This is a genomic window from Steroidobacter gossypii (assembly GCF_016801985.1).
GTDB lineage: Bacteria > Pseudomonadota > Gammaproteobacteria > Steroidobacterales > Steroidobacteraceae > Steroidobacter > Steroidobacter gossypii.
In genome coordinates this window covers 203,308-224,924 of the sequence record NZ_JAEVLS010000001.1, presented here as the reverse complement: position 1 = coordinate 224,924, position 21,617 = coordinate 203,308, and the positions used below count along the sequence as shown (strand labels likewise).

Below are 21,617 nucleotides of genomic sequence, written 5' to 3'. Positions count from 1 at the left end.
GTGATTATATGAGCGTCGTCCAGTGACAGACCCAACCAGATCCCCCTTTGAGCCCGCCCGATTGGCGGGCTTTTTTTGTGACAATCCGCTCAGCGCGCCGGCCCGCGAAGCTCCACGACGCGTTGCCGCAAGGTGCCAACGTCGGCGTGCTCGGGCGCGACCGCTTCGCCCACTTTCAAGGTGATCCTGGCCCAGAAGCGTCGCGGCCAGCGTTTCCAGACTTGTTTGTATTTGCGCGAGAACATCGAGTCCCACAAACCGGACAGCGACATCGGAATCACCGGTACCGGTGTTTCTTTCAGGATGCGCATCATGCCGGCGCGAAACTCGCCGATCTCGCCGTCGGGCGTGAGCTTGCCCTCCGGGAAGATACAAACCAGGTTGCCATCGCGCAGCTCGGCGGCCACCGTCTGAAAGGCCTGCTCATAGACTTCAGGATCTTCCCTGGCCGGCGCCACTGGAATTGCCTTCATGCCCCGAAACAGCGTGCTCAACACCGGGATCTGGAAAATACTGCGTTCCATGATGAAGCGGATCGGACGCGGGCAGGCCGCCGAGATCACGATGGCGTCGGCGAAGCCGACGTGATTGCAGATCAGCAGCGCCGGACCTTGCTCGGGAATATTGTCGATGCCGCGCCGGTCCAGCCGGTACACGAAATGGATCAGCAGCCAGGCGACGAAGCGCAGCAGGAACTCCGGCACCAGACTGTAGATATAAATCGCGACGAACGCGTTCAACACGCCGGTGAGGAGCAACAATTGCGGAATGGTCAGGCCGGCGTGCAGCCCCAGCGCCGCGAGCCCCGCGGCAACTACCATGAAGACGGCATTAAGAATGCTGTTGGCGCCGATGACGCGAGACATGATCTCGCGACGGGTGCGCTGCTGGACCAGCGCATACAGCGGCACGATGAAGAAACCGCCAAACACGCCGATAAGCGCCATGTCGATCAAGATGCGCGCCGAGCCGGGCGCCGCGATGAATTCGCGAGCGGAAAGATTCGCGCCCGCCATGGATGGCGTTGCAAAATACAGATCCACTGCGAACACCGTGAGGCCGATGGAGCCGAACGGCACCAGGCCGATCTCCACTTTACGCCCCGACAAACGTTCGCAAAGCAACGAGCCAAGGCCGACGCCGGCCGAGAACATCACCAACAGCACCGTCACCACTTGTTCGCTGCCGCCGAGCACCTCCTTTGTATAGAGCGGCAGTTGCGCGAGCACCAACGCGCCGTAGAACCAAAACCACGAGATGCCGAGAATCGCCAGGAACACCACTCGCGACTCAGCCGCGGCGCGGAGGTTGTCCCAGGTGGAGCTCCAGGGGCGCCGATCGATTTTCAGCGTCGGCGCGGCGGGCTGCAGTTTCGGGATGGCCAGGCTGCTGAGAAACCCGAGCGCGGCGATTGCTAGCAGCGTGATGACGATCAGCGGGATGCTGCCGTCCGCGGCGAGCAGGCCAGCGGCGAGCGTGCCCAGCACGATGGCGACAAAGGTGCCCATCTCCACCATCGCGTTGCCGCCGACCAGTTCTGAATCGCGCAGCACTTCCGGCAACACTCCGTACTTGGCTGGCGCGAAAAAGGTGGATTGCATGCCCATCAGGAACAGCGCGCCCAGTAACACTTCGATGCTGTGAATGGCGAAGCCGAAAGCGGCGAGGCCCATGATGGGAATCTCGGCCGCCTTCACCGCCTGCAATACCCGCGCCTTGTCATAGCGATCGGCCAATTGCCCGGCCATGCCGGAGAACAGCACAAAGGGCAGGATGAACAGCCCGGCGGCGACATTGGTGAGCAACGCCGGATCCATGGCGGTGTAGCTCGCGGCCTGGTAGGTGGCGAGGATAACGAGCACGTTCTTGTAGACATTGTCGTTGAACGCGCCGAGCGCCTGTGCGCCGAAGAAGGGCAGGAAGCGTCGCTGGGCGAGCAGCGTGAATTGTGATTGTTGTGTCGATGGTCGAGTCATTCGCGCACCGCTCAGGGACCGATCGGGCGGCATCCTACCGTGTCGCACGGTATGATGTCGGGGATCGCGGCACGGAACCGATACGTCGCGGCGCGCTTTCTTCTCAGAACATGCCCAGCATCACTCCGCTCAATCAAGCGATCATCGTCCTCAACCTCGTCGTGTTCCTGCTGCAGGGATTCACGGGCGGGCTGATCAAGGCGTATTTCGCACTGTGGCCGCCGCCGGCGGGCGCTTTCGGTTACCCGGAGTTCCATGCGTGGCAATTGCTCACGTATGGTTTTTTGCACGGGAACTGGGCACACCTGTTTTTCAACATGTTTGCCGTGTTCATGTTCGGCTCGGACATCGAACGGCTGTTCGGCTCCCGCCGTTATCTTTTCTATTATCTGGCCTGCGTCATCGGCGCGGCGTGCATGCATCTGATCGTGACGTCCGTCTCTGGCGGACCGCCCGCGCCGGTGGTCGGCGCCTCCGGAGGCGTGTTCGGACTGTTGTTGGCGTTCGGCATGGCGTTTCCAAGGCGCACGCTGATGCTCATCTTCCCGCCCATTCCGATGCCGGCCTGGTTGTTCGTCACTTTGTACGGCATCTTCGAGCTGGTCATGGGCGTGACCCAGACCGCCTCCGGCGTCGCCCATTTCGCCCATCTCGGCGGCATGGCCACCGGCTTTGTCATCATCCGCTACTGGGCCTCGCAGCGACGGCGTCGCTGACGATTGCTTGCTTTGTTACAGCATGTCGCCGCGATGGACGATGTGCACTTTGTTGCCGTCGGGATCGCGGAGGTAGGCCCCGTAGTAACCCGCGCCGTAGTGGAGGCGTTCGCCCGGCGGACCTTCGTCGCTGCCACCGGCGGCGAGGCCGGCTTGATACGCACGGTCGACCGCTTCCGGGTTGGGCGCCAGGAACGCCACCATGCCGCCGTTGGCCACCGTCGCCTGCTGACGGTCGAAAGGCAGCGTGACGTAAAAGCGAGGTAAAGGATGATCGGGCATCACCCAGCAGGCACAGTCCGGGCCGCCGTCCGGAACCACCTGGCGGCGTCGCAGTCCGATGGGTAACAGGACGGCGTCGTAAAACGCGGCCGCGCGCGATAGATCGCGCGTTCCGAGCATGACGTGGCTAAACATGATGAGGCCTCCGGCGTCTTATTCCTGCGCGAACAAACATCCTGCCGAAAACGCTGCTGTCACGCCAGCAGGCGGCTGTCCGGATTTCTGTTACTCGAGGAGCGCAGCTTGCTCAACCCGGCACGACGCGAAGGTCGAGTCCTTCGCCCACCGAAAGGATGTCGTCGACGGTGAGCAAACCCATGCAGGGCATCGCGCCCCGCACCGACACTTCATCGCGCAACAGCTTGCGGGCCAGCGCGATGGCAGGGAAGCAGGGAATGAAAGGGCCGTGATCCTGATCGGCCAGCAGGAACCAGTTGCGAACCGCCGGCTCGCCGTTGAGGCCGACGCCGCGGACCGTGACGTGCATGGCGCTGCATTTCGACCCAAAGCGCGCCAGCGCGGATGCCGTGCGATGAAGCGCAGGCACCCAGCTCGTGAGCGACGAAAGCATTCCGGCTCGGACCAGCCACGAGGCCAGCCAAAGTCCGAACATGCTCGAGGCTGGACCGACGCCCGCGCGGAACTGCACCGTTCGCACCGGGCGGTAGCGTTCGGGAAACAGGTCGAGATCGGGCACGTCGCAGCTGGCGATCCAACGACCGCTGACGGGATCGGGATATTGGCGGCGGATCATGTCCTGCCAGCCGTGCACCTCGCACCACTCCTCGTCGCGCCATTGTTTGAACGGTTTGCCGGCGTAGGCAAGCACGCCGTCCATGGTGGCCCGCCCGGGCGGTTTCGCTCCAGAGGTGATGCCATGATCGATGCTCTCGATCGACGTGAACTGCGTCTTGAGCGCATCGACCACCGCTGAGGAGAGCGCCGGCAATGAGCTTGCTCCGCTGACGACGAGCGTTCCGCTGCGCCTGGCTTCGGCATCGAGCGCTTTGATGCCGCAGACGTAATCGCGTCCGTCCGCCAGATCGATGTAATGCGCGCCGGCGGCCATACATGCTTGCGGCACTGTATAGCTCTGCCCTTGGAACGGCCCCGCAGTGTGGATGACGAGTGTCGCTGCTACCTTGCGAAGCTCGGCGGTGAAATCGGGGCCGTGAGCATCGAGGCGACGCGGCTCCGCCGAACCGCCTGTTTCTTTCGCGACGGCGGTGGCTCGTCGCAAGTCTCGCCCGCAAACCAAAACGCGAGCGTCCGCCTCGGGCGCCAGCGCAGCGACGATGCGGCGACCGAAGTTGCCATACCCGCCGAGGACGACCACTGACTTCATGCGTCAGCTCAGGAACCTGTCCGCGGTGTGCGCGCTCGGGACGATGCACACGTCGTGTCGTCCGAACAGCTTGTAACGATTACGAGCAATCGTTCTATACAACGCATCTCTGAAGAAGCGGGGCAGCACGCGGATCATCATGGCCACCATGCGCCAATGCCCGCCGAAAGATCGGAGCACGCGGATGAGAGCATCCGTATCCATGTAGCCGCGACCGCCTTCCAGCAGCAGAAAAGATTTGGGATCGTTCGGATCCAGTCCATGCCGGCTCAGCAGTGCCTGGCCGGTGGCCGTCTGCATGGCCGCGAACTTATATAAGCGCCGCCGATCGTGACGAAGCACGAAGCCGACCCAGTGGCTGCACAGGACGCAGACACCGTCGAACACCAGCACTCTTTCGCTCGCCGGATGAGTTGTCATGCGAGCTGGCCTTGTTGCGAGACCAGCCATCCTCTGTAGTGAACGATGAGCCCGATGCCGCGCACGTGAGCGCTGACATCGAAGCCATAGCGGCCGTCGTGGATTGCTTCGGTGGCCGCGCATTTCAACAGCCAGGTCAACGGCACCGGCAACAAAGCCAGTCGCGCGCTGTTCAGGGACCAGACGATGCGATCCTGTTCCGCTGCCAGATCGAAGGCGAGCACGATGGGGCCGAGCCGCTCTTCGAGGCGTCGGTTGCGAAGCTTCAGCCGCGACTGCATGCGGTGAGCGCCGAACTTGCGAACCCAGGATTCCGTGGCGGCGTCGCTGGCGATGGTCACTTCGACCGGAACGTCCCTGCATGCAACAGGCAGGCCTGCCAGGCGGGCGATGAGCCGAGCCAGCCAACCCTCGCCGCCGCGAATATCGCAGCGACCCGCGTAAAGTTTCGTGCTGCGAGCGTCATGAATGGATTGCAGAACTGGGGCGAGGCGGTCGAAATCGGGGCCTAACAGTCTGGCGTACAGGCTGGGTGCTGCTGACATTGTTTCTGTGGTCGCGACAACGGTTCCGATGTGTCGTGCACGCTCATTATAAAGCCGGGCGAGCCGCAGGTCATGAGCGCGCGCCGGCGCCGCCGGTTTCAGTCGCTTCCGACATTTCATTCGTGCTATCGGGCACTGGCAGGGCCGAAACGAGTTCCACCCGATACTGCCGAACTATCGTAAGCATGCGACTGTCACGCTCTCGCGATCGGCATTTCTACGCATGGCTCACTTCAGACGCGGTATCTACAGTGCCGTTGACCTGGCAATGACCCAGCCTTTCCCAGCAACGGAATGACTTTTCGAAGGGGGCGCTACAGCACCGGCGCCGAGGAGAGAGTCATGAACGTGGGCGAACACTGCCATCGGGGAGTCATCTCGATCGCGGATAGCGCCGATGTAGTCGCCGCAGCCCGGCTGATGCGAGATCAGCACGTTGGGTTCCTGACTGTCTACCAGCAAGGCGACGACCTCCGTCGGGTGGTGGGCGTGCTCACCGATCGGGACATCGTGCTCCAGTTGACTGCCGCGAATCGCGATCCGCGCGCCACCAAGGTTCAAGACGTCATGACTCGTCAGCCGCTGCTCGCGAACGACTCGGACGAGCTTCGCGATGTTCTGCAGGTCATGCGGCTGGCCGGGATTCGGCGCGTGCCCGTGGTGGATGCGCATGGCACCCCCACCGGCATCATCGCGCTCGAGGATGCCATCGAGCTCATCACCGGCCTGCTTTGTGACATTTCGGGATCCATTCAAACCGAGCGTCGCCATGAATGGCGAGCGCAGGCCTGAGTCGACCCAGTTGGCGCTCAAGGTCGTCGCATTGTCGAGTGGGACTGCGCCTGCTGGAGCTCGGTCAGCAATGCGCGCGCTGCCTCCGGCTGCTCCTGGCTGAGAGCCTGCGCCATACGAAACAAAGGGTCGGCGGCGGGCCGAAAGTCCGGACTGAGACGCAGCACGCCCAGCAAGGGTTCGCGAACTTGCGCCAGCATGTCACCAACATCTGAAGTGGGGCGAACGTCGCGACCCACTTCGATGAAACGATTGCGCGCCGTCCAATAAGCCGTCAACCGAGTGTTCCATTCTGACCGGTCGGAGTCGCCCAGCAGCTCCGCGGGTGTGATATCGAGTTCATGAAGCAGCTCGATCAGTCGATCCCTTGGCATCGATGCAGGAGAGTAAATGATCTGCGGCGCCCGATAAGCAACGATCGGCCGATCGTCGGTGTTGAGGGGCGCGTTTCCAGCGAACTTCGCCAACGCACTCGGGCCCGCGACGAAACTTCCGAGGAGGGCGAGCTCGTCCGTGATGCCGAACGCTTCGAGACCGATTGCGCGCGGAGTGGCGAGTTGCGCGCGGACGTGTCCGAGGTTGAATGGCTCGCCGTTTCGATGTGAGATCAGGCCGATGGTTGGCGTCTCCAGGCTATAGGTCGAAAGCAAAGCCGCGCCTCGCGGAAATACGCTCAGATACGAACGGACGATACTGCGCAGGGTGCCAAGATCGAGCTGATGCAGCGGCAGCCATTGGCAGAACAGGCCGTCCTCGGCCAACCGCTCGCGCACGCTCTCGAAATGCTCCGTCGTATAGAGAGATGCGGAGCCGCTTCGAGCAGGATGGAAGTTGTCGGCCACGATCACGTCGTATTGCCGAGCGCTGGTACGTACGAAGCGCCGAGCGTCGGCGCTCATCGTCTGTAAGCGTGTGAGATCTGCGCCATCCGCGTATGAGCTGACGAAGCCCGCCGACGCGGCGATCACCTCGGGCACGAGCTCGATGGCGTCGACTTGTAGCGACGGTTGAAGTGTTGCCGAGGACGCGGTCAATCCGGTGCCGAGGCCAAGAAACAACGCATGCTTCGGTGACCGATGGAGCAGTACCGGAAGCAGTGCCTGGCGCGCGTCGGCGAGTAGCGTGGCGCTGCTGCCTTCCTGCTGTCGATTGTTGATGTGCAAGGTCGCGACGCCCGATGCGTCTTCGACCACGCTGACGCTTGCCATCACACCTTCGTTGTGACTGACCAGCCTGCCGCCGGCAGGAATGGTTGTGTTGAGCAGCGAGGGCGCCAAAAACATACAGGCTGTCGCGCCTGCGACCATGGCCCACTGCGTCGGCAGCATCCATGCGCGTCGCGCGACCAAGAGCAGATAGCCCGCGGAGGCCAGGATCAACGTCGGCTTGAGTCCGATCCACGGCAGCAGCACGACGCCAAACATCAGCGGCGCGGCGGCTGCGCCCAACGTATTGACGCCGATGGCGCGTCCAAAGCTGATACCGCGCTCACGCGCGCTGGTGCTCAAGTGACTGAAGAGCGCGCCCATGATCATCGTCGGCAGCAAGAAGGCGATTGCGGCAATGGCGGCTTCGCCGATCAGCGCCGAAGTGATGTTGGTCCCGAGCGTGTCTACGATCCATTCTTTCACCGCATCCGCGCCCGCCAGGAGTAGAGTGCCGAGGAGGCATGCCGCTGCCAATGCCTGGAGCAGCATGTTCAGCGGCCCGGCATCTATGTTGGCGGACGCGCCGTGCTCGCCGGTTTGCCAGCCGGCGCCCGCGCTCATGGCGGGCGAGTCATGCTTGCCTGTGTGCAAGCTGGCGCCCGCCCTCGTGGGCACGTCAGGACCGGCGCCATGTCGTTGTCGCGCGATTCGCTTCGTCAGCCAGCGACCATACATCGCCGCTCCGAGCGCGGTGCCGATCAGGTACACAGCCAGCAGCAAGGCGAACGTATAAACCGTGTTCTCGGCAATCTGACTCAGTGCGCGAACGACCAGCACTTCGTAGCCGATGCCGAGCAACCCAGTGGCGGCCAGCAGCCCTATCATGCGTTTGCCATCGCGCGACAAGTTCGGATGTACAGGCGCGGCGTTGACACCATTCGCGCGCAGGCGCATCGCCAGGCCCGCGCATCCAAAGTTGAGCATTGCGCAGACCAGGCCAGTCCGGGCCAACCCAAGCTCGGGAACCAGCCAGAATGCCGCCGCGATCACGCCAAGCACTGCGCCTGCAGTGTTGGCTGCATAGAGAGCGCTGATGGAAATGTTTCTGGACGAGGTGCCGGCAAGCACGCGCTCCATCGCCGGCAAAGTCGCGCCCATGGCCATCGTTGCCGGTAACAACAACACCATCGTGCCGAAGAACGCAACGAACCAATGCCACACGGGCGAAGGCTGCGGCCCAAGCAACGCGAGCAGCGCGCTCGACGCCGGATCAAGGAGTGCGATGAGCGTCAGACTCCAGATGCCGATCGCAATCTCGCAGCCAGCGTACCAATGCGCCGGGCGAGCGCTGCGTTCAATGCGCGAGCCGAGGGCGAGCGCGCCCAACGCCAGGCCACCGAAGAACGCCGCGACAACCGCGAGCACCGCCGCGGATTCGTGACCCAGCCAGGCTGTGCTCTGCTGAGTCCAAACGATCTGATAAGCCAGGCCGGCGAATCCCGACGCCAGCATCAGCAGGCACGCTGACACCATGTGATGTGCACTGCCGTGTTCGACGCGCGTCGCGTCGGCGGAGATCTGCACGTCAGCCGCTGAAAGCAATTTTGTATCCCCAGGAATCGAGCTGCGACGGAATAGCGTTGAATGCCAGCGTGATCCGCCGTGCGCCCGGATTCGGCGGCACCGCGTGCATCAAGTAACTGGGGAACAACACGATGTCACCGGGCTCCGGTTGCGGACTGATCCACTTTTCCGCGTTGTAGGGCCCGGTGACGCTGCCGGCATGATCGTTCTTGAAGGAGAAGTCCGTGCCACCCGGCGACTTCATGAACACGGTGCGCGAATCGGGATGCGTAGGCGTGAGATAGGCCACGCCGGAGATGAAGCTGTTCGCGTGATTGTGCATGGCCTGTCGGCCGCCGGTGTCGAGCAGGTTCACCCACATTTCTTTCAGCGACCAGGGTAGTCGTTCGCCGAACAGCAGCGCACCGAACTCGCCCAGCAGCGGCGTGATGGCGGTCGCTGCGGTCACGAGCAGCGCGCTGTCGGAAGGCTTCAGCATGCTGGTGTGCGACAGATTGTCCGAAGCGTTATTCGACAACCAGGCGCGCGAGCTGAAGTGCTCCACCAGTCCGTCGACCAGGGCGCGGTCCAGCGCACCGGGAATCCGCATCAGCGGCGTCGGAAAAAGACCAATGACCTCGGACATGAGCGAACTGCTTCGACGTGACTCGCGCGGGCGCGCAACCTTTTATTTTAGGAATGCGATTGCTACTGCTTCATGACAAGGCAGGCGAGCCATGTCGCAGATTGGAAGCAAGGATCATCAATAGTTCACATGCCAGTCATATGCGCTATCTACGCTCCGTCCCTTCACAACACCCACGACAGCTTGAAGGGAGCTTCGATACAAGATGACAGTCGTATTCACCCGAAGTCAGATCGCAGCGGCGGTCGCGACGGTACTCAGTGCGGCCACGATGGCCGCCGCTACGGCCAAGGACGCAGGTGAACCGAGCCAATCGGCAGCGAAGCCCAAAGGCACCTACGCCACGGGCGATTTCCACAACCACACCACATGCTCCGACGGCGCCATCTCCATGGAGAAGCTGGTGAAAAAGTCGACGGACAAGCAGGACACGCCCTGGGGCCTGGACTGGTTCGTGCAAGCCGGCCACGGCGGCAGCGGCAATCGCAACTGCACGCTGGTCGAAGATGCATCGCTGAGCACGCCGGCGTATCCGTACGTCGAAGGTCGCGGCCCGAGCACGACCTGGGCCAACAGCATCGGCACCGCCGCCGTGAAAGGTAACACCGGCTCCTCCGATGGCAGCTCCACCACCGCGCTCGCCTCGCTGCCGAATCCGAGCATGTGGCGCTGGCAGTCGATCCAGGAATACCAGTATCCGGTCACCGAATACCTGAGCGGCCTGAAGAACGTGCCGGTGTTCATGGGCCTCGAGTCGGTCGTGGCCGGCCACGAGCACACTTCGATGTCCGTCATCAGTGGCCAGATCGTTGGCAAGAAGGGCGGCACCGTCGGTGCGGGCGGCTACGTGCCGGTCGGCGACGCCACCGCGCTTGCCAAGTGGTCGTACTGCTTCGATCGCGGCGACACGGATAACAGCCGTGGCGGCGGTCAGAACTGGGATTGCTCGGTGCCGGGCAGCGACCATTCGTCGCCGTCGAATCCCGACTGGCGTCCGACGGCCGCCAAGATCATGCCTGCCGGTGGCGCGGGCAGCGGCGTGCGCGGTCATCTGAAGACTGTGGAAGCGATGAAGTGGATGGCCGCTTATCACCCGACCACCAGCTACTACGTGCCGGCGCACCTCGAGCGCGCGGGACCGTTCAATCCGGACGGCAACAACGGCTTCAACATCGAGCACCTGCGCAACTTCAACAACGCGGCGCCGACGGTCGCGTTCGGCATGGAGACGCAGCCGGGTCACGGCGCTTCGGACAACCGCGGCGAGTACAGCCCCGATCGCAACAACATCGGCGGCGTGCGCGTCGACAGCGTCGGCGGCACCACTTATGGCGGCACCGGCGTGTATGGCGCTCAGATCGGCGGCGTGTGGGATGCGCTGCTGGGTGAAGGCCGCAACTGGTGGTTCTTCGCGAGCTCCGACTGGCACAACCGCGGCAGCTTTGCTCCGGACGATCGCCGCACCACCCAGGACTTCTATCCTGGCGAATATCAGCGCGACTTCGTGATGGTCCGCGATACCGAAGGCAAAGCCAGCGACATCAACACTCCGCAAGAGATCGTCGACGGTCTGCGCAGCGGTAACAGCTGGACCGCTTCGGGTCAGCTGATCGACCGTCTGACCTTCGTGGCTTGCGCGGGCGAGCGTTTCAAGGGTGCTCAGGGTGAGGCGCAGCTGGAAGTGTTCGCGCTGCAGGCTGCGATGAATCGCACCGATGTGAATATCAACAACGCGAACTGCGCCACCATGGGCGAGAAGTTGAAGATCCGCATGGGTGAGGATGTTGTGGTCGCGGTCGCGCTGCGCGATCCGACTGGAACCAACTACTCGCCGTACACCTTCGCGAATCCTTCGCTGGCGCAGATCGGTGTCAACCAGCCGCTCAACATGCCCGAGCTCAGCCACGTCGATCTGATTCGCGGTTACGTGAAGGGTTACAAACAGCCCGGCACGCCCGAGTACTCCGGTCAGTGGCCCGACAACTGGATCGACAATCAGGATATGAGCACGGTGCCGGAAGGTGCGAAGAACACCACCGCCAAGGTGCTGCATACCTTCGGCCCGGGCAAATGGAAGAGCAAGTACGGCAACGGCAACGATGCTTTCGCCGGCTTCAAGACCATGGTGTTCCGGATCAAGGGTGTGGCCGATTCGCAGTACGTGCGTCTGCGCGGCACCAACCTGCCGCCGGCCGTGCCGTACGAGACCGATGCGAACGGCAATCCGCTGGCCGACATCTACACCAACGCCAGCGATCCGTCGAAGCTGACGATCCCGTGCACGGTGCGCATGTCCACACCGATTCCGGCCAACACCGTGTACACCGGCGACAGCATCGACGGTTGCCCGGATCACCTGGCGCGGTATCCGGAGGTCACCGGTCCGCAGTACGTCAGCTATGACGTGGCGGCCTGGGCGGACCTGTGGTTCTACAGCAATCCGATCTTCGTCGAAGTCAAGGAAGGTCAGATCGTTGCCGGCGTGAACTGATTTTCACGTCGTGTGAGCCCAAGAGCGCCGCGCGGCAACGCGCGGCGTTCGTTCGTTTCCGGTAAGGCGGTTGTATATGTCTTCTGTTGTTTCTTCTATCGACGAGCCCGCGCCCCGAGTCGCTGCGAAGTCGGAACGACGTGTTGCGTGGCTGCGTGAGCCTTTATTTCATTTTGTTCTGATCGGCGCGGTGTTGTTCGGCGTCGATTCCTTGATCGCGGGTCAAGAGGAGAATCCGCTTCTCATCGAGCTGGACTCCTCGACCGACGCCGAAATCCAGCGAGTCTTCAGTGCTTCGCGCGGTCGCGAGCCCAATGCCGAGGAGCTGCAGGCGCTGCGACAGGTGTGGCTCGACAACGAGGTGTTGTATCGCGAAGGCCTGGCGCTCGGGCTCGACAAGGGCGACAAGGCCATTCGCGAGCGCGTGATCTTCAAGGCGCTGAGCATGGTCGACGCGAACACCAAACGTCCGCCGTACGATGAGCAGGTACTGCGCGCCTGGTTCGAAAAGAACCGCTCGCGGTACGACACGCCGGCGCGTTTCAGTTTTCAGGAAGCGGTGTTGTCGGGCGATGCCACTGAGGCCGCCGTGCGCGCCTTCGTGAGTGCGCTGAATTCCGGCACGCCTCCGGATGCTGAGGCTGGATTGCGCGTGTTCAATGACCGGCCCCATAGCAACATCGTTCAGAGCTACGGTGCGGAGTTCGCCGCCGCGCTGGAAGCGTCGCCTCCAGGGGAGTGGCGAGCGATACAGGACAAGAAAGGTTGGCGCGCGATGCGGCTCGAGTCGACGCTCGCTGCGCAACCGGCTGATTTCGAGCAACTGCGCGGCGTGGTTCTGCAGGATTGGACCGATGCGGAGATGGCTGCACAGCGCAGCGCGTCCGTGCGTGCGCTGGCCCAGAAGTACACGATCAAGATCGATGGCGTGGAGCAGAAGTGATGCGCGCCGTTCACCTTCTGCTATTGATGCTGGCGACATTCGTTGCCGGTTCTGTATCCGCACATGAGTTGAGCATGGCGGAGATGGAGGTTCGCGAGACTGCGCCGGGCGAGTTTCTGTGGCAATGGACTGCCAGTGGCAACAGGGCTGCGGGCACCGAGCTGAGTCCGGTGTGGCCGGAGAGCTGCGTTGCCGACATGAACATGCTTCGGTGTGGGGAGAAGGGCTTGTTCGGCACGCTCGAGGTCCAGGGGGTGGGCGAGCGTTATTCGGCGGCCATCGTGAAGATCTTCTGGCTGGATGGTCAGAGCAGGATCTTCACGCTCACCGCGGGGCAGCCCGAGGTGCACCTGTATGGCTCGGCTGAGGACCGCCGCGGCATGGGCGAGATTGCGCAGGCCTACGGGATTCTCGGTGTCGAGCACATCCTGGGTGGCTTCGATCACCTGATGTTCGTGTTGTCGCTGCTGTTTCTGGTGAACTTCAACAAGCGGTTGGTGCTCACCATCAGCGCGTTCACGCTGGCGCATAGCTTCACGTTGGCTCTGAGCGCGCTCGGCCTGCTCACACTGCGCTCGCCGCCGGTGGAGGCAACCATTGCGCTTTCTATCATGTTGGTGGCGGGCGAGGCGCTCAACAAGGAGCAGACTTTGTCTCGCCGGTGGCCGGCGCTGGTCGCGTTTCTATTCGGGTTGGTGCACGGCCTTGGGTTTGCAGGCGCGTTGTCCGAGATTGGCTTGCCGCAGAAGCATCTGTTCGTGGCGTTGCTCACATTCAACCTGGGTGTCGAGCTTGGGCAACTGCTCGTTGTGATCGGTTGCTATTGCGTATATCGCTTGTTCGCCTCGCAGCCGCGCTTCATCGCGGCTCGCACGCCGGCGTTGTATGCCATTGGCGGCGTCGCGGCTTACTGGTCGATCGGGCGGGTTGTCAGCATTCTCGCCTGAGTCTTCGGCGGGTAGCTGCCCGCTCTTCTGGCGGCTGCTGAAGGCCGGTGGGTGCGCTAGTTGGCGGGTTGTTCGCGCTCGGCGAAGTCGGCTTCGATGTCGTCGAGCAGCGATTGGGCGGTTTGGGTGACGTTATCGTCGTCGCCGTGGTAGATGGCGTGGCGAATCACGGCGCGGATCTGGCCAGTCGGGTCCGCGCTGCGTAGGGCGAGGGCGTGCAGGGAGCGGAGGGCGATGTGGCGGTCCACGTTCGGTTCGCCGGTTTCGAGTACGCGTTTGAGTGCGGGGATGGCTTGCGATTCAGGTGCATTCGCGAGGGCGGCGATGGCGCTGGCGCGGGTCTCGGCGACGGGGCTTTCAGTATCATTGATCCACCGCGCGATCGTCTCTGACGTCGCGACGGCTGTTGAAGCAGATGTTTCTTCGTCGGACGCGGCGGACAACGAAGACGCCGGACTGGTCGCAGTGACGGCAGGCGCCACGACAGCCTTCCCCGAAGTGTCATCAGCCCGGGCTGAGTGAGCCTCCTGCGCCGGATCTCGCGTCACATGTAAATAGGCGAGACCGCCGCAGGCGGCGAGCATGCTCACCGCAATGACAGCAACGGAAGGTCGCATCCAGTACATGTCCGGGTCAATGCAAACCCGAATCGCTGCCCAGCGTATCCCAAGGCAGCGCACGCACGAACTCATCGAGCATGCTATCGCCTGCCTTGCTGTCATCCTGCGTCGCGGCTCTCACGAGCACGCGCCACTGGTCCGTTGTAAAGTAGTAGAGGCGACTGCGCGCCTCGTGTGTTTTAGCATCGGTCGCGTAAATGATCTTCGCGCCCTTGATGACTTTGCCGCCATCCGTGTGAGCATTCTCGAGCACGCCAGCCTCGAACGGCTCCTCCGATAGCACGCGAGCGCCTTGACCCGCCTTCCGCATGGCCGTGGCCTTGGCGCCATCCAACGTCGCATCTGTAGCCGCCGAGTCGGCGGCGTAAATTTCCAGCTCGATGGTAGCAGCGCCGTGCCTATACTCGGCGCCAGCATCGTTGTTCCCATCGATGTTGTATGGCTGCGCCACGCGTGCGAAATCGCCCACGCCTTGGGGGAATTTCCAGCCACTATCCACATGCACCCAAGCACCCTCATTGCCGAACTTGTGCAGCGGATCAGCCATGCCGGAAGGGCCGGCCAGGCAGGACGCAACAACCAGGGCGAGCAGCCCCGAACTTCTGTGCAGCCGATGCATTCGTCGCGAGTCCCCGAGAAGCAGATGCCTGTCAGGATATGTCGATAATGTGACAGGCATATGGACGCCGCCCGCGCCGACGCACGGCGGCTGCAAATAAAGAAGGGCCGGGGAGCGACCCCGGCCCTCGGCAATGCCGAAAACTCGAATCGATTATCGGATGCGCGTCATCGAGCTGCCCGGCTCGTCGTCATCGATGATGCTGTCGCCATCGACCACGTATGTTTCTTCCAGGTACTCATCGCCCACCAGGCACTCGCTCGGCTCGTTCTGAGTGTCGACGCAGTACTCGTAACCCCGGATGTGCGAGGTCATGGTGTCGCCGTCCATCGTGAACGACTCGCGGCGAATGCCGAAGGCGTCGGTGAACGTGGAGACTTCGAACATCACGCCGCTCGGCAGGTATGCGACCACCGCGAGCTCATTCTCGGCGCCGTCTTCGTCCGTCCACAGCCACGCGCCGGTGATTTCGTTCGGCACCGACGGCACGCGTTTGAACACCAGGCCGGCCGGATCTTCCTCGTCGTTCGCCCACACCGTCAGCGCGTCGCCGGCGGCGTTGCGAGCGATGAAGTAAGCCTGCTGGAATTCCTTGTTGGCGTCGAACAGACCGCACTCGCCGTTGCTCTCCATTTCGACCTGCGGCACCACCAACCCCGGACGAGCCGTGAGCGACAACGTGCCGTACTCGAGGCCGTTGGCGTCGACTTCCTGATCCGCAGGATTCGGATAATCCCCCGGGACGCAACCCGCATCGTTCTCCTGCGTGCCGAACAGGAAGCGGCCGTCCTGGAACACCGTCAGCAGGAACAGGTTCGGCTGCGCGCCGAGATCAGTCACGTCCGGGCTCTCCTGCAGCATCCAGGCGCCGGCCAGCTTCTCATGAGTCGGCTGCGGCTGCGGCAGGCGAGCGAAGCCGGTCACGTCCTCGCCGTCCACGATCAGCAAGCGATCGTTCTCATCGACGATCATCTGCAGCGTGTCGGTGTCGGACAGGCCGGCGGTGTCGTTGGTATCGATGGCGTTCGCACACACGGAGCTGTTGTGCTCCACGGTGAGCGCGCCGTTCTCAGCCACGTTGTAACAAGCTTCTTCGATGCCGGGCGAGGTGTCGTAGAACGTATCGAGCGGGCTCGCATCGACCATCAGATAACGACCCGCCGTGCCCGCTTCGTTCGAGGGGAACAGCGTGAACATGAACGGCTGGCCTGCCATCAGTGCGGTCGGCTGCACCCATGCACCGCCGAACGCGGTGGAGTCGGTGGCATGGCGTACGAAGCGATAAGCCACATTGCCGTTGGTGTCGCGGATCACCAGACCGTCGACGGTCACTTCCAGTTCCGTCTTGTCGTTGCTGGCGCCCTCCAGCGGAATGTTGAAACCGCACAGGCCGTCGGTCTCGACGCTCACGCTGGTGACCGCGAACGTGTTGGTGAGACCGTTCCAGGTGTACTGGCCGTATTCGACGCCATTGCCGTTGGCATCGCTGAAGGCGAGATCGTTCACCGGCGTGCCGGGGACGGCGCCCTGGTTACACGTGTTGAGATCGTGCTGTCCGCCGAGCAGATAGCTGCCGTTGCGGAACAGCGTCAAGGTCACGATCTTCTGCGTGATGGGCTGGAAGTTTTCGTCGGCGCGCACATAGACGCCCGCCAGCGCGGCCGGGCCCTGCGCGACGAAGTGATCGCGCGCATCGGTGCGGGTCACCGGGGTCAGCGTAACCCCCGCGGTGCTGCTCACGTTGGCAACAAACGTGGACAGAGTCGCTTCGAACGCGGTGTCCGCGGCCGTCAGATCGATCGAGTTGGCAGCCACGGCATTGCGAATCTCCTGAGTGAACGTGATGCCGTCGCTCGGATCGCCGTTGGCGTCCAGCGACTGCAGCAGCATCAGCAGATTCTCAGCAACGGTTGCAGCGTTGTTGCCGGTATTGGCGACCAGCGCGTTGGCGACCGTCATCGGCGTGACGATTCCCTGAGCCGGCACGGAGCCGATCACCAGATTGCCGAGAGCGAACGTGACCGTGTCGCCGACATTGTAGTTATAACGACCTTCGGCATCGGTGACGCCAGTGACATTCGAGCTCGTGGTGTAGCTCAGGCCCGCGACCGGCGCGTCCACGAACACGCCCGAGGCTTGCGTCACAGGCGGATTGTTTCCGCCACCATCGCCGCCGCCGCCATCACCGCCGCCGCCGTTGCCACCGCCACCAGAACCACCGCCACCGGTATCGCCCGGGGGGGTGCTGGTGCGGGGAGAGTCGTTGTCACTGCCACAGCCCGCCAGCTGTGAAGCGGCGAGCAAGGCAAGCGTAACGGCCAGGATTCGTTTGCTGCTTCTGGTTCTCACGTGTTGATCCGTACTGAGGGTTGACCCGAAATTTGAAAGCGGGCGGTAACGTACGGAGCAGCCGCGGCTGCGACATTGCCCATTTTGGATAGGACGGGCGCGCACCGAGTGAAACTGTGAAGGGCTCCAGCGGCGCTTGAAAGAACTGTGATCCATTGCGCGCTGCTGTTGTGAAGCGCTCGCGTCATCTCGAGAATCGAGTTGTGACGTACGCCTCACATCAGCGCGTCCCTGCGCTGTGAGGCATGCATCAAGCAGGCTTCGGCGCAGGCGTCGAACGGCTAGCAGCGGCTCGCGCCAATGGGACAGCAGTGTCGAAGCGCGCGCCGCCCACGAGGTAAGAGTGCACGTCGGCTGCGAACAGTTTCATCTTTTCCTGCAGAGCTCGATTCCTTCGCAACAGCCAGTTGTAGCCCATCACGGCAGGCACCGCGACGAACAGGCCGATGGCCGTCATGACCAGCGCCTCACCGATGGGACCGGCGATTTGATCCAGGCTCGGCTGTCCGGAGAGCGAGATCCGGGTCAGCGCGTTCAAGATGCCCCACACCGTGCCGAGCAAACCGATGAAGGGCGACACCGAGCCCGTGGTCGCCAGAATCGCCATGCCGTTGGACAGCCGCGAGCTGACGCTTTCGATGGAGCGATGTAACGCCACCGCGAGCCAGTCATTGAGCGCCACTTTCCCGGTGAGATGCCCCTGGTGATATTGGGTCGCCCGCACACCGTCCTCGGCCAGCATGCGAAACACGTTGTCGCCGGCGCCGAGCGAAGCAATGCCGTCGTGCAGACTGCCGGCGCTCCAGAACTTGCTTTGCGCCACTCGGAAGTCCCTGCTGATGCTGCGCTGGTCCCACAGCTTGGTGAGAATCACGAACCAGCACGCCAGCGACATCACCACCAGAACGATCAGGATGGCGTGCGAGAGCTGATCGCCCTGTTCGAGAAAGGCCCAGAATCCAAATGGATTGTCGTGCTGCGGGGTGGGTTCGGCCATGGTGTTGCTCCTGTCTGACGGTTGTCGAAGTGCGTCGTGTCGATCGGTGCGTGGACCACAGTAGTCGTAGTTACTATGACAACTGTAGTAGAATCGCGCAAGCGGCTTGCAGTTCCTACTACAACAGGCGTAGGCTCGACCACACGGTTAGCAGCACCCGAGGCAGGGCATTCATCTTGGCGTCGAGCAAGCTCAGCAAACTCGAATTGACCATCATGGAAACGCTGTGGACCCGCGGCGCGTGCTCCATTCGCGAGATTCACGACGCCTTTCCGAAGCGGGGCCGGCCGGCGTACACCACGGTGCAGACCATGGTGTATCGGCTGGAGGCCAAGCAAATGCTCCGGCGCGCCAAGAAGATCAGCAACGCGCACATCTTCGAAGCCACCATCACCCGCGAGGCCGCCGAACGACGCCTGGTGGACGACCTGCTCGGCCTGTTCGGCGGGCGCGCCCAGCCGGTCATGGCTCACTTGATCGAATCGGGCAAGCTGACCATGGGCGACATCAAGGAAGCGGAGAAAATCCTGCGAGCCCTTTCGAAAAAGGACGAGGCCAGAAAGGACGACGCCAGGCAGGACCAGGCCAGCAAGGACACGAAGGAAAAGAGCTGATGGCCGCCATGCTTGCTCTGCACCTGTGGCAATCGACCGTGGTGTTGATCGCGGCCTGGGTGCTGACGCGGCTGTGCCGGCGCAATTCTGCCGAAGTGCGCTATTGGATCTGGTTCTGCGCCTCGCTCAAATTCCTGGTGCCGTTCGCGCTGTTACAGCAACTGGGCGATTACCTCGGCCGGTCCTTGCCAGCGCCACTGGCGCTGGATGAAAAGCTGATGGGAACCGGCAGCGCCATCTTCGTGCCCACCCTGGCCGGCGTCGGCGACCTGTCGGCGCATGCGCTTCCCGGAATCTGGAAGGCTGCGGTTATCGTCTGGGCGCTCGGCGCGGCCACACTTCTTATTCGATGGTTCCTGCAGTGGTATGCGGTGCATGCGTCGCTGCGCAGGGCGCCAGAACTGCCGCTGGACTTGGCAGTCCCTGTGAGAGTCACAGCGGCGGACCTCACGCCCGGCGTTTTCGGCGTGTTTCGCCCCATACTGATTGTTCCTCGCAGCGTGTTGCGTGAGCTGAGCGAGCCGCACTTGCAGACGATCCTCGCGCACGAGATGTGTCATGTGCATCGCCGTGACAACCTGACCGCCGCGATTCACAAATTGGTCGAAGTGATGTTCTGGTTTCATCCATTGGTATGGTGGATCGGCGCCAATCTGCTGCGCGAACGGGAGGCCGCGTGTGACGAATCTGTCATCGAGTGCGGCCACGAGCAGGAGGTGTACGCGGAATCGATTCTGCAAGTCTGCCGCCTCGGCGTGACGGCGAAGTTCGCCGGCATGTCCGCCTCCAGTGGCGGTGACCTGGCCCGGCGCATGACAACCATCATGAGCAATCAGCGCGTGAGGCCGATCGGCAATGCGCGCTTCGCGTTGCTGTTTCTGATGGCGATGTCGGTTTGTTACGTGCCAGTTCTCGCAGGCGTCACGGCCGCTGCTGCGCGTGAAGCATCCAGCACAGGGCGCGTGATGTTCGAGGCGATCACCCTTGCGCCGTCCGAGGCCGGCTGGTGGTCCGACGCCGAATTCGACGCCTCCGCCGGGCGCCTCAGCCTGAGCAATGTTTCATTTCGAGATCTGATTGCGAAGGCCTATCCCGCCTCGACGGTGAATGGCGATCCCTATCTCATCGACCGCCTCCGTTATGACATCGAGGCGAGCTGGCAGGTCGTGCCGGGCTCGACCGAGCGCAACGTGTATCGCAACTTGCTCAGAACAATTCTGCGCACCAACTCGAATCTGCAGCTGTACGTCAAGGATGGCTGCGGCGCCGCCTGCGAGCTCATCGATGGCGAACTGGTTGCGGGTCGATACAGCGTGGCGCTCTGATCCGCCTGGTCGCGAAAAAAATTTGCGTCGGAAGGTGTCGGCGACGTCGGATCCTGCTCGTCCTAGGGTCGAACACACCCTATTTTAGACCCCCATTTTGGAGGACCGAGCCATGCCGACCGGAACCGTTCGATTGCATCGTGTACTGCGTGCCAAGCCCAACCGCGTGTATCGCGCCTTTCTCGACGCCGAAGCCATGGTGAAGTGGCTGCCGCCGCACGGCTTCACGGGCAAGGTGTACGAATTGGACGCCAGAGTCGGCGGCAGTTATCGGATGTCGTTCACCAACTTCAACACTGGCCAGTCGCATTCGTTCGGCGGCAAGTATCTGGAGCTGGTGCCCGATCAACGCGTGCGCCACACCGACGTGTTCGACGATCCGAACCTGCCCGGTGAAATGCAGACCACCATCACCATCACCGAGGTGTCCTGCGGCGTCGAGTTGAACATCGTGCAGGAAGGCATCCCCGAAGCGATCCCGCCGGAAGCCTGCTATCTCGGCTGGCAGGAATCGCTCGAGCTGCTCGCCAAGCTGGTCGAGCCGGAGATTCCGTCGGAGTAAGATGCGTCCAGCGGCGCCGTGACCCACGGCGCCGCTGAAGCTGTCGCGCAGCTGACAACCACCTGACAGGGTCAGCCCGGCGAGCGCGCCGAAGCGCTTGCCTGAAACTCCGGCATCCTTGTCCTATTCGCCCGGTTCTGCGCAATCGTTGCGGGCCGGTAGACGCAATGTTTTCCCTCTCGGCGCCGCGGGCTTATATTCTGGCGGTCTACCCAGCACGACTTGCCAGGAGAACCCGTCATGGCCCGACTCAACATCAATGGAACCACCCGAGAAATCGAGGTAGACCCGGATACACCGCTGCTATGGGTATTGCGTGAACAGGCAGGTCTGACTGGCTCGAAGTACGGCTGCGGCGTGGCTCAATGCGGGGCCTGCACCGTGCACATCGACGGCAATCCGGTGCGTTCGTGCGTGCTGCCGGTCAGCGGTCTGACCGCCGAGCAGAAGATCACCACCATCGAAGGACTGTCGAAGGACGGCTCGCATCCGGTGCAGCAGGCGTGGCTGAAGCTGGATGTGCCTCAGTGCGGCTACTGTCAATCGGGGATGATCATGGCGGCGGCGGCGCTGTTGCAGACCAATCCCAAGCCCACCGATGCGGACATCGACGCGCACATCACCAACATCTGCCGCTGCGGGACCTACAACCGCGTGCGTGAGGCCATCAAGCAGGCCGCCGCCGGTCTGCCCGCCAAGCAGAGCACTTGAGAGGCA

General features: G+C 62.8%; 20 protein-coding genes. 9 read left to right on the top strand and 11 right to left on the bottom strand.

The genetic code is table 11. The features are described from left to right. Positions 1-89: 89 nt before the first annotated feature. The gene (locus tag JM946_RS01070; protein WP_203165291.1) at positions 90-1,976 is read right to left on the bottom strand and encodes an MFS transporter; all 1,887 of its coding nucleotides are present in this window, start codon (positions 1,974-1,976) and stop codon (positions 90-92) included. A 110-nt stretch (positions 1,977-2,086) separates the two neighbouring features. Between JM946_RS01070 and JM946_RS01065 the strand changes: the two genes are divergently transcribed. Then, complete coding sequence (locus tag JM946_RS01065) at positions 2,087-2,692, top strand: rhomboid family intramembrane serine protease (protein WP_203165290.1); 606 nt, start codon at positions 2,087-2,089, stop codon at positions 2,690-2,692. A gap of 15 nt (positions 2,693-2,707) precedes the next feature. On the opposite strand, the gene JM946_RS01060 is transcribed toward JM946_RS01065, so the two are convergent. The 4 genes from JM946_RS01060 to JM946_RS01045 all read right to left on the bottom strand — a co-directional run bounded on the left by JM946_RS01060 (position 2,708) and on the right by JM946_RS01045 (position 5,284). Continuing rightward, on the bottom strand, positions 2,708-3,109 hold the full coding sequence (locus JM946_RS01060) for a VOC family protein (RefSeq protein WP_203165289.1): 402 nt from the start codon (positions 3,107-3,109) through the stop codon (positions 2,708-2,710). A gap of 112 nt (positions 3,110-3,221) precedes the next feature. Beyond that, on the bottom strand, positions 3,222-4,319 hold the full coding sequence (locus tag JM946_RS01055) for a saccharopine dehydrogenase family protein (protein ID WP_203165288.1): 1,098 nt from the start codon (positions 4,317-4,319) through the stop codon (positions 3,222-3,224). A 3-nt stretch (positions 4,320-4,322) separates the two neighbouring features. Next, positions 4,323-4,739: a thiol-disulfide oxidoreductase DCC family protein gene (locus JM946_RS01050; RefSeq protein ID WP_203165287.1), complete on the bottom strand. Its 417-nt coding sequence runs from the start codon at positions 4,737-4,739 to the stop codon at positions 4,323-4,325. Next, positions 4,736-5,284, bottom strand: coding sequence for a DUF4166 domain-containing protein (locus JM946_RS01045; protein ID WP_203165286.1), 549 nt, complete (start codon positions 5,282-5,284; stop codon positions 4,736-4,738). The genes JM946_RS01050 and JM946_RS01045 overlap by 4 nt, the downstream gene beginning before the upstream one ends. Positions 5,285-5,626: 342 nt before the next feature. Between JM946_RS01045 and JM946_RS01040 the strand changes: the two genes are divergently transcribed. Beyond that, on the top strand, positions 5,627-6,076 hold the full coding sequence (locus JM946_RS01040; protein WP_203165285.1) for a CBS domain-containing protein: 450 nt from the start codon (positions 5,627-5,629) through the stop codon (positions 6,074-6,076). Positions 6,077-6,093: 17 nt separating this feature from the next. On the opposite strand, the gene JM946_RS01035 is transcribed toward JM946_RS01040, so the two are convergent. Further along, positions 6,094-8,826: a fused MFS/spermidine synthase gene (locus tag JM946_RS01035; RefSeq protein WP_203165284.1), complete on the bottom strand. Its 2,733-nt coding sequence runs from the start codon at positions 8,824-8,826 to the stop codon at positions 6,094-6,096. After that, positions 8,810-9,433, bottom strand: a complete 624-nt coding sequence (locus tag JM946_RS01030) for a putative 2OG-Fe(II) oxygenase (protein ID WP_203165283.1) — start codon at positions 9,431-9,433, stop codon at positions 8,810-8,812. Before JM946_RS01030 ends, JM946_RS01035 begins: the two co-directional genes overlap by 17 nt. A gap of 205 nt (positions 9,434-9,638) precedes the next feature. Here JM946_RS01030 and JM946_RS01025 point away from each other — a divergent pair, with 205 nt between their 5' ends. From JM946_RS01025 to JM946_RS01015, 3 genes are all read left to right on the top strand, one after another. Next, positions 9,639-11,924, top strand: a complete 2,286-nt coding sequence (locus JM946_RS01025) for a hypothetical protein (RefSeq protein WP_203165282.1) — start codon at positions 9,639-9,641, stop codon at positions 11,922-11,924. 76 nt (positions 11,925-12,000) lie between these two features. Next, positions 12,001-12,867, top strand: a complete 867-nt coding sequence (locus JM946_RS01020) for a peptidyl-prolyl cis-trans isomerase (RefSeq protein WP_203165281.1) — start codon at positions 12,001-12,003, stop codon at positions 12,865-12,867. 74 nt (positions 12,868-12,941) lie between these two features. After that, complete coding sequence (locus JM946_RS01015) at positions 12,942-13,814, top strand: HupE/UreJ family protein (protein ID WP_230979419.1); 873 nt, start codon at positions 12,942-12,944, stop codon at positions 13,812-13,814. A gap of 56 nt (positions 13,815-13,870) precedes the next feature. Here the strand turns inward: JM946_RS01015 and JM946_RS01010 are convergent, their stop codons facing one another. The 4 genes from JM946_RS01010 to JM946_RS00995 form a co-directional block, all read right to left on the bottom strand. Beyond that, the gene (locus JM946_RS01010; RefSeq protein WP_218042539.1) at positions 13,871-14,404 is read right to left on the bottom strand and encodes a hypothetical protein; all 534 of its coding nucleotides are present in this window, start codon (positions 14,402-14,404) and stop codon (positions 13,871-13,873) included. 43 nt (positions 14,405-14,447) lie between these two features. Then, on the bottom strand, positions 14,448-14,981 hold the full coding sequence (locus JM946_RS01005) for a hypothetical protein (protein ID WP_203165278.1): 534 nt from the start codon (positions 14,979-14,981) through the stop codon (positions 14,448-14,450). Between the two features lie 225 nt (positions 14,982-15,206). Further along, positions 15,207-17,402 carry a hypothetical protein gene (locus tag JM946_RS01000; protein WP_203165277.1) on the bottom strand — a complete coding sequence of 732 codons (2,196 nt, stop codon included), beginning with the start codon at positions 17,400-17,402 and terminating at the stop codon, positions 15,207-15,209. Between the two features lie 250 nt (positions 17,403-17,652). Beyond that, entirely contained in the window at positions 17,653-18,399 is a 747-nt protein-coding gene (locus JM946_RS00995) for a MotA/TolQ/ExbB proton channel family protein (protein ID WP_203165276.1), read from the bottom strand. Between the two features lie 176 nt (positions 18,400-18,575). Here JM946_RS00995 and JM946_RS00990 point away from each other — a divergent pair, with 176 nt between their 5' ends. From JM946_RS00990 to JM946_RS00975, 4 genes are all read left to right on the top strand, one after another. Continuing rightward, complete coding sequence (locus JM946_RS00990; protein ID WP_203165275.1) at positions 18,576-19,013, top strand: BlaI/MecI/CopY family transcriptional regulator; 438 nt, start codon at positions 18,576-18,578, stop codon at positions 19,011-19,013. Next, positions 19,013-20,338 carry a M56 family metallopeptidase gene (locus tag JM946_RS00985; RefSeq protein ID WP_203165274.1) on the top strand — a complete coding sequence of 442 codons (1,326 nt, stop codon included), beginning with the start codon at positions 19,013-19,015 and terminating at the stop codon, positions 20,336-20,338. Before JM946_RS00990 ends, JM946_RS00985 begins: the two co-directional genes overlap by 1 nt. A 112-nt stretch (positions 20,339-20,450) precedes the next feature. Further along, a complete protein-coding gene (locus JM946_RS00980) occupies positions 20,451-20,900 on the top strand; it encodes an SRPBCC family protein (RefSeq protein ID WP_203165273.1) in 450 nt (149 codons plus the stop codon). A 240-nt stretch (positions 20,901-21,140) separates the two neighbouring features. After that, entirely contained in the window at positions 21,141-21,611 is a 471-nt protein-coding gene (locus JM946_RS00975; RefSeq protein ID WP_203165272.1) for a (2Fe-2S)-binding protein, read from the top strand. The last annotated feature ends 6 nt before the right edge of the window (positions 21,612-21,617 follow it).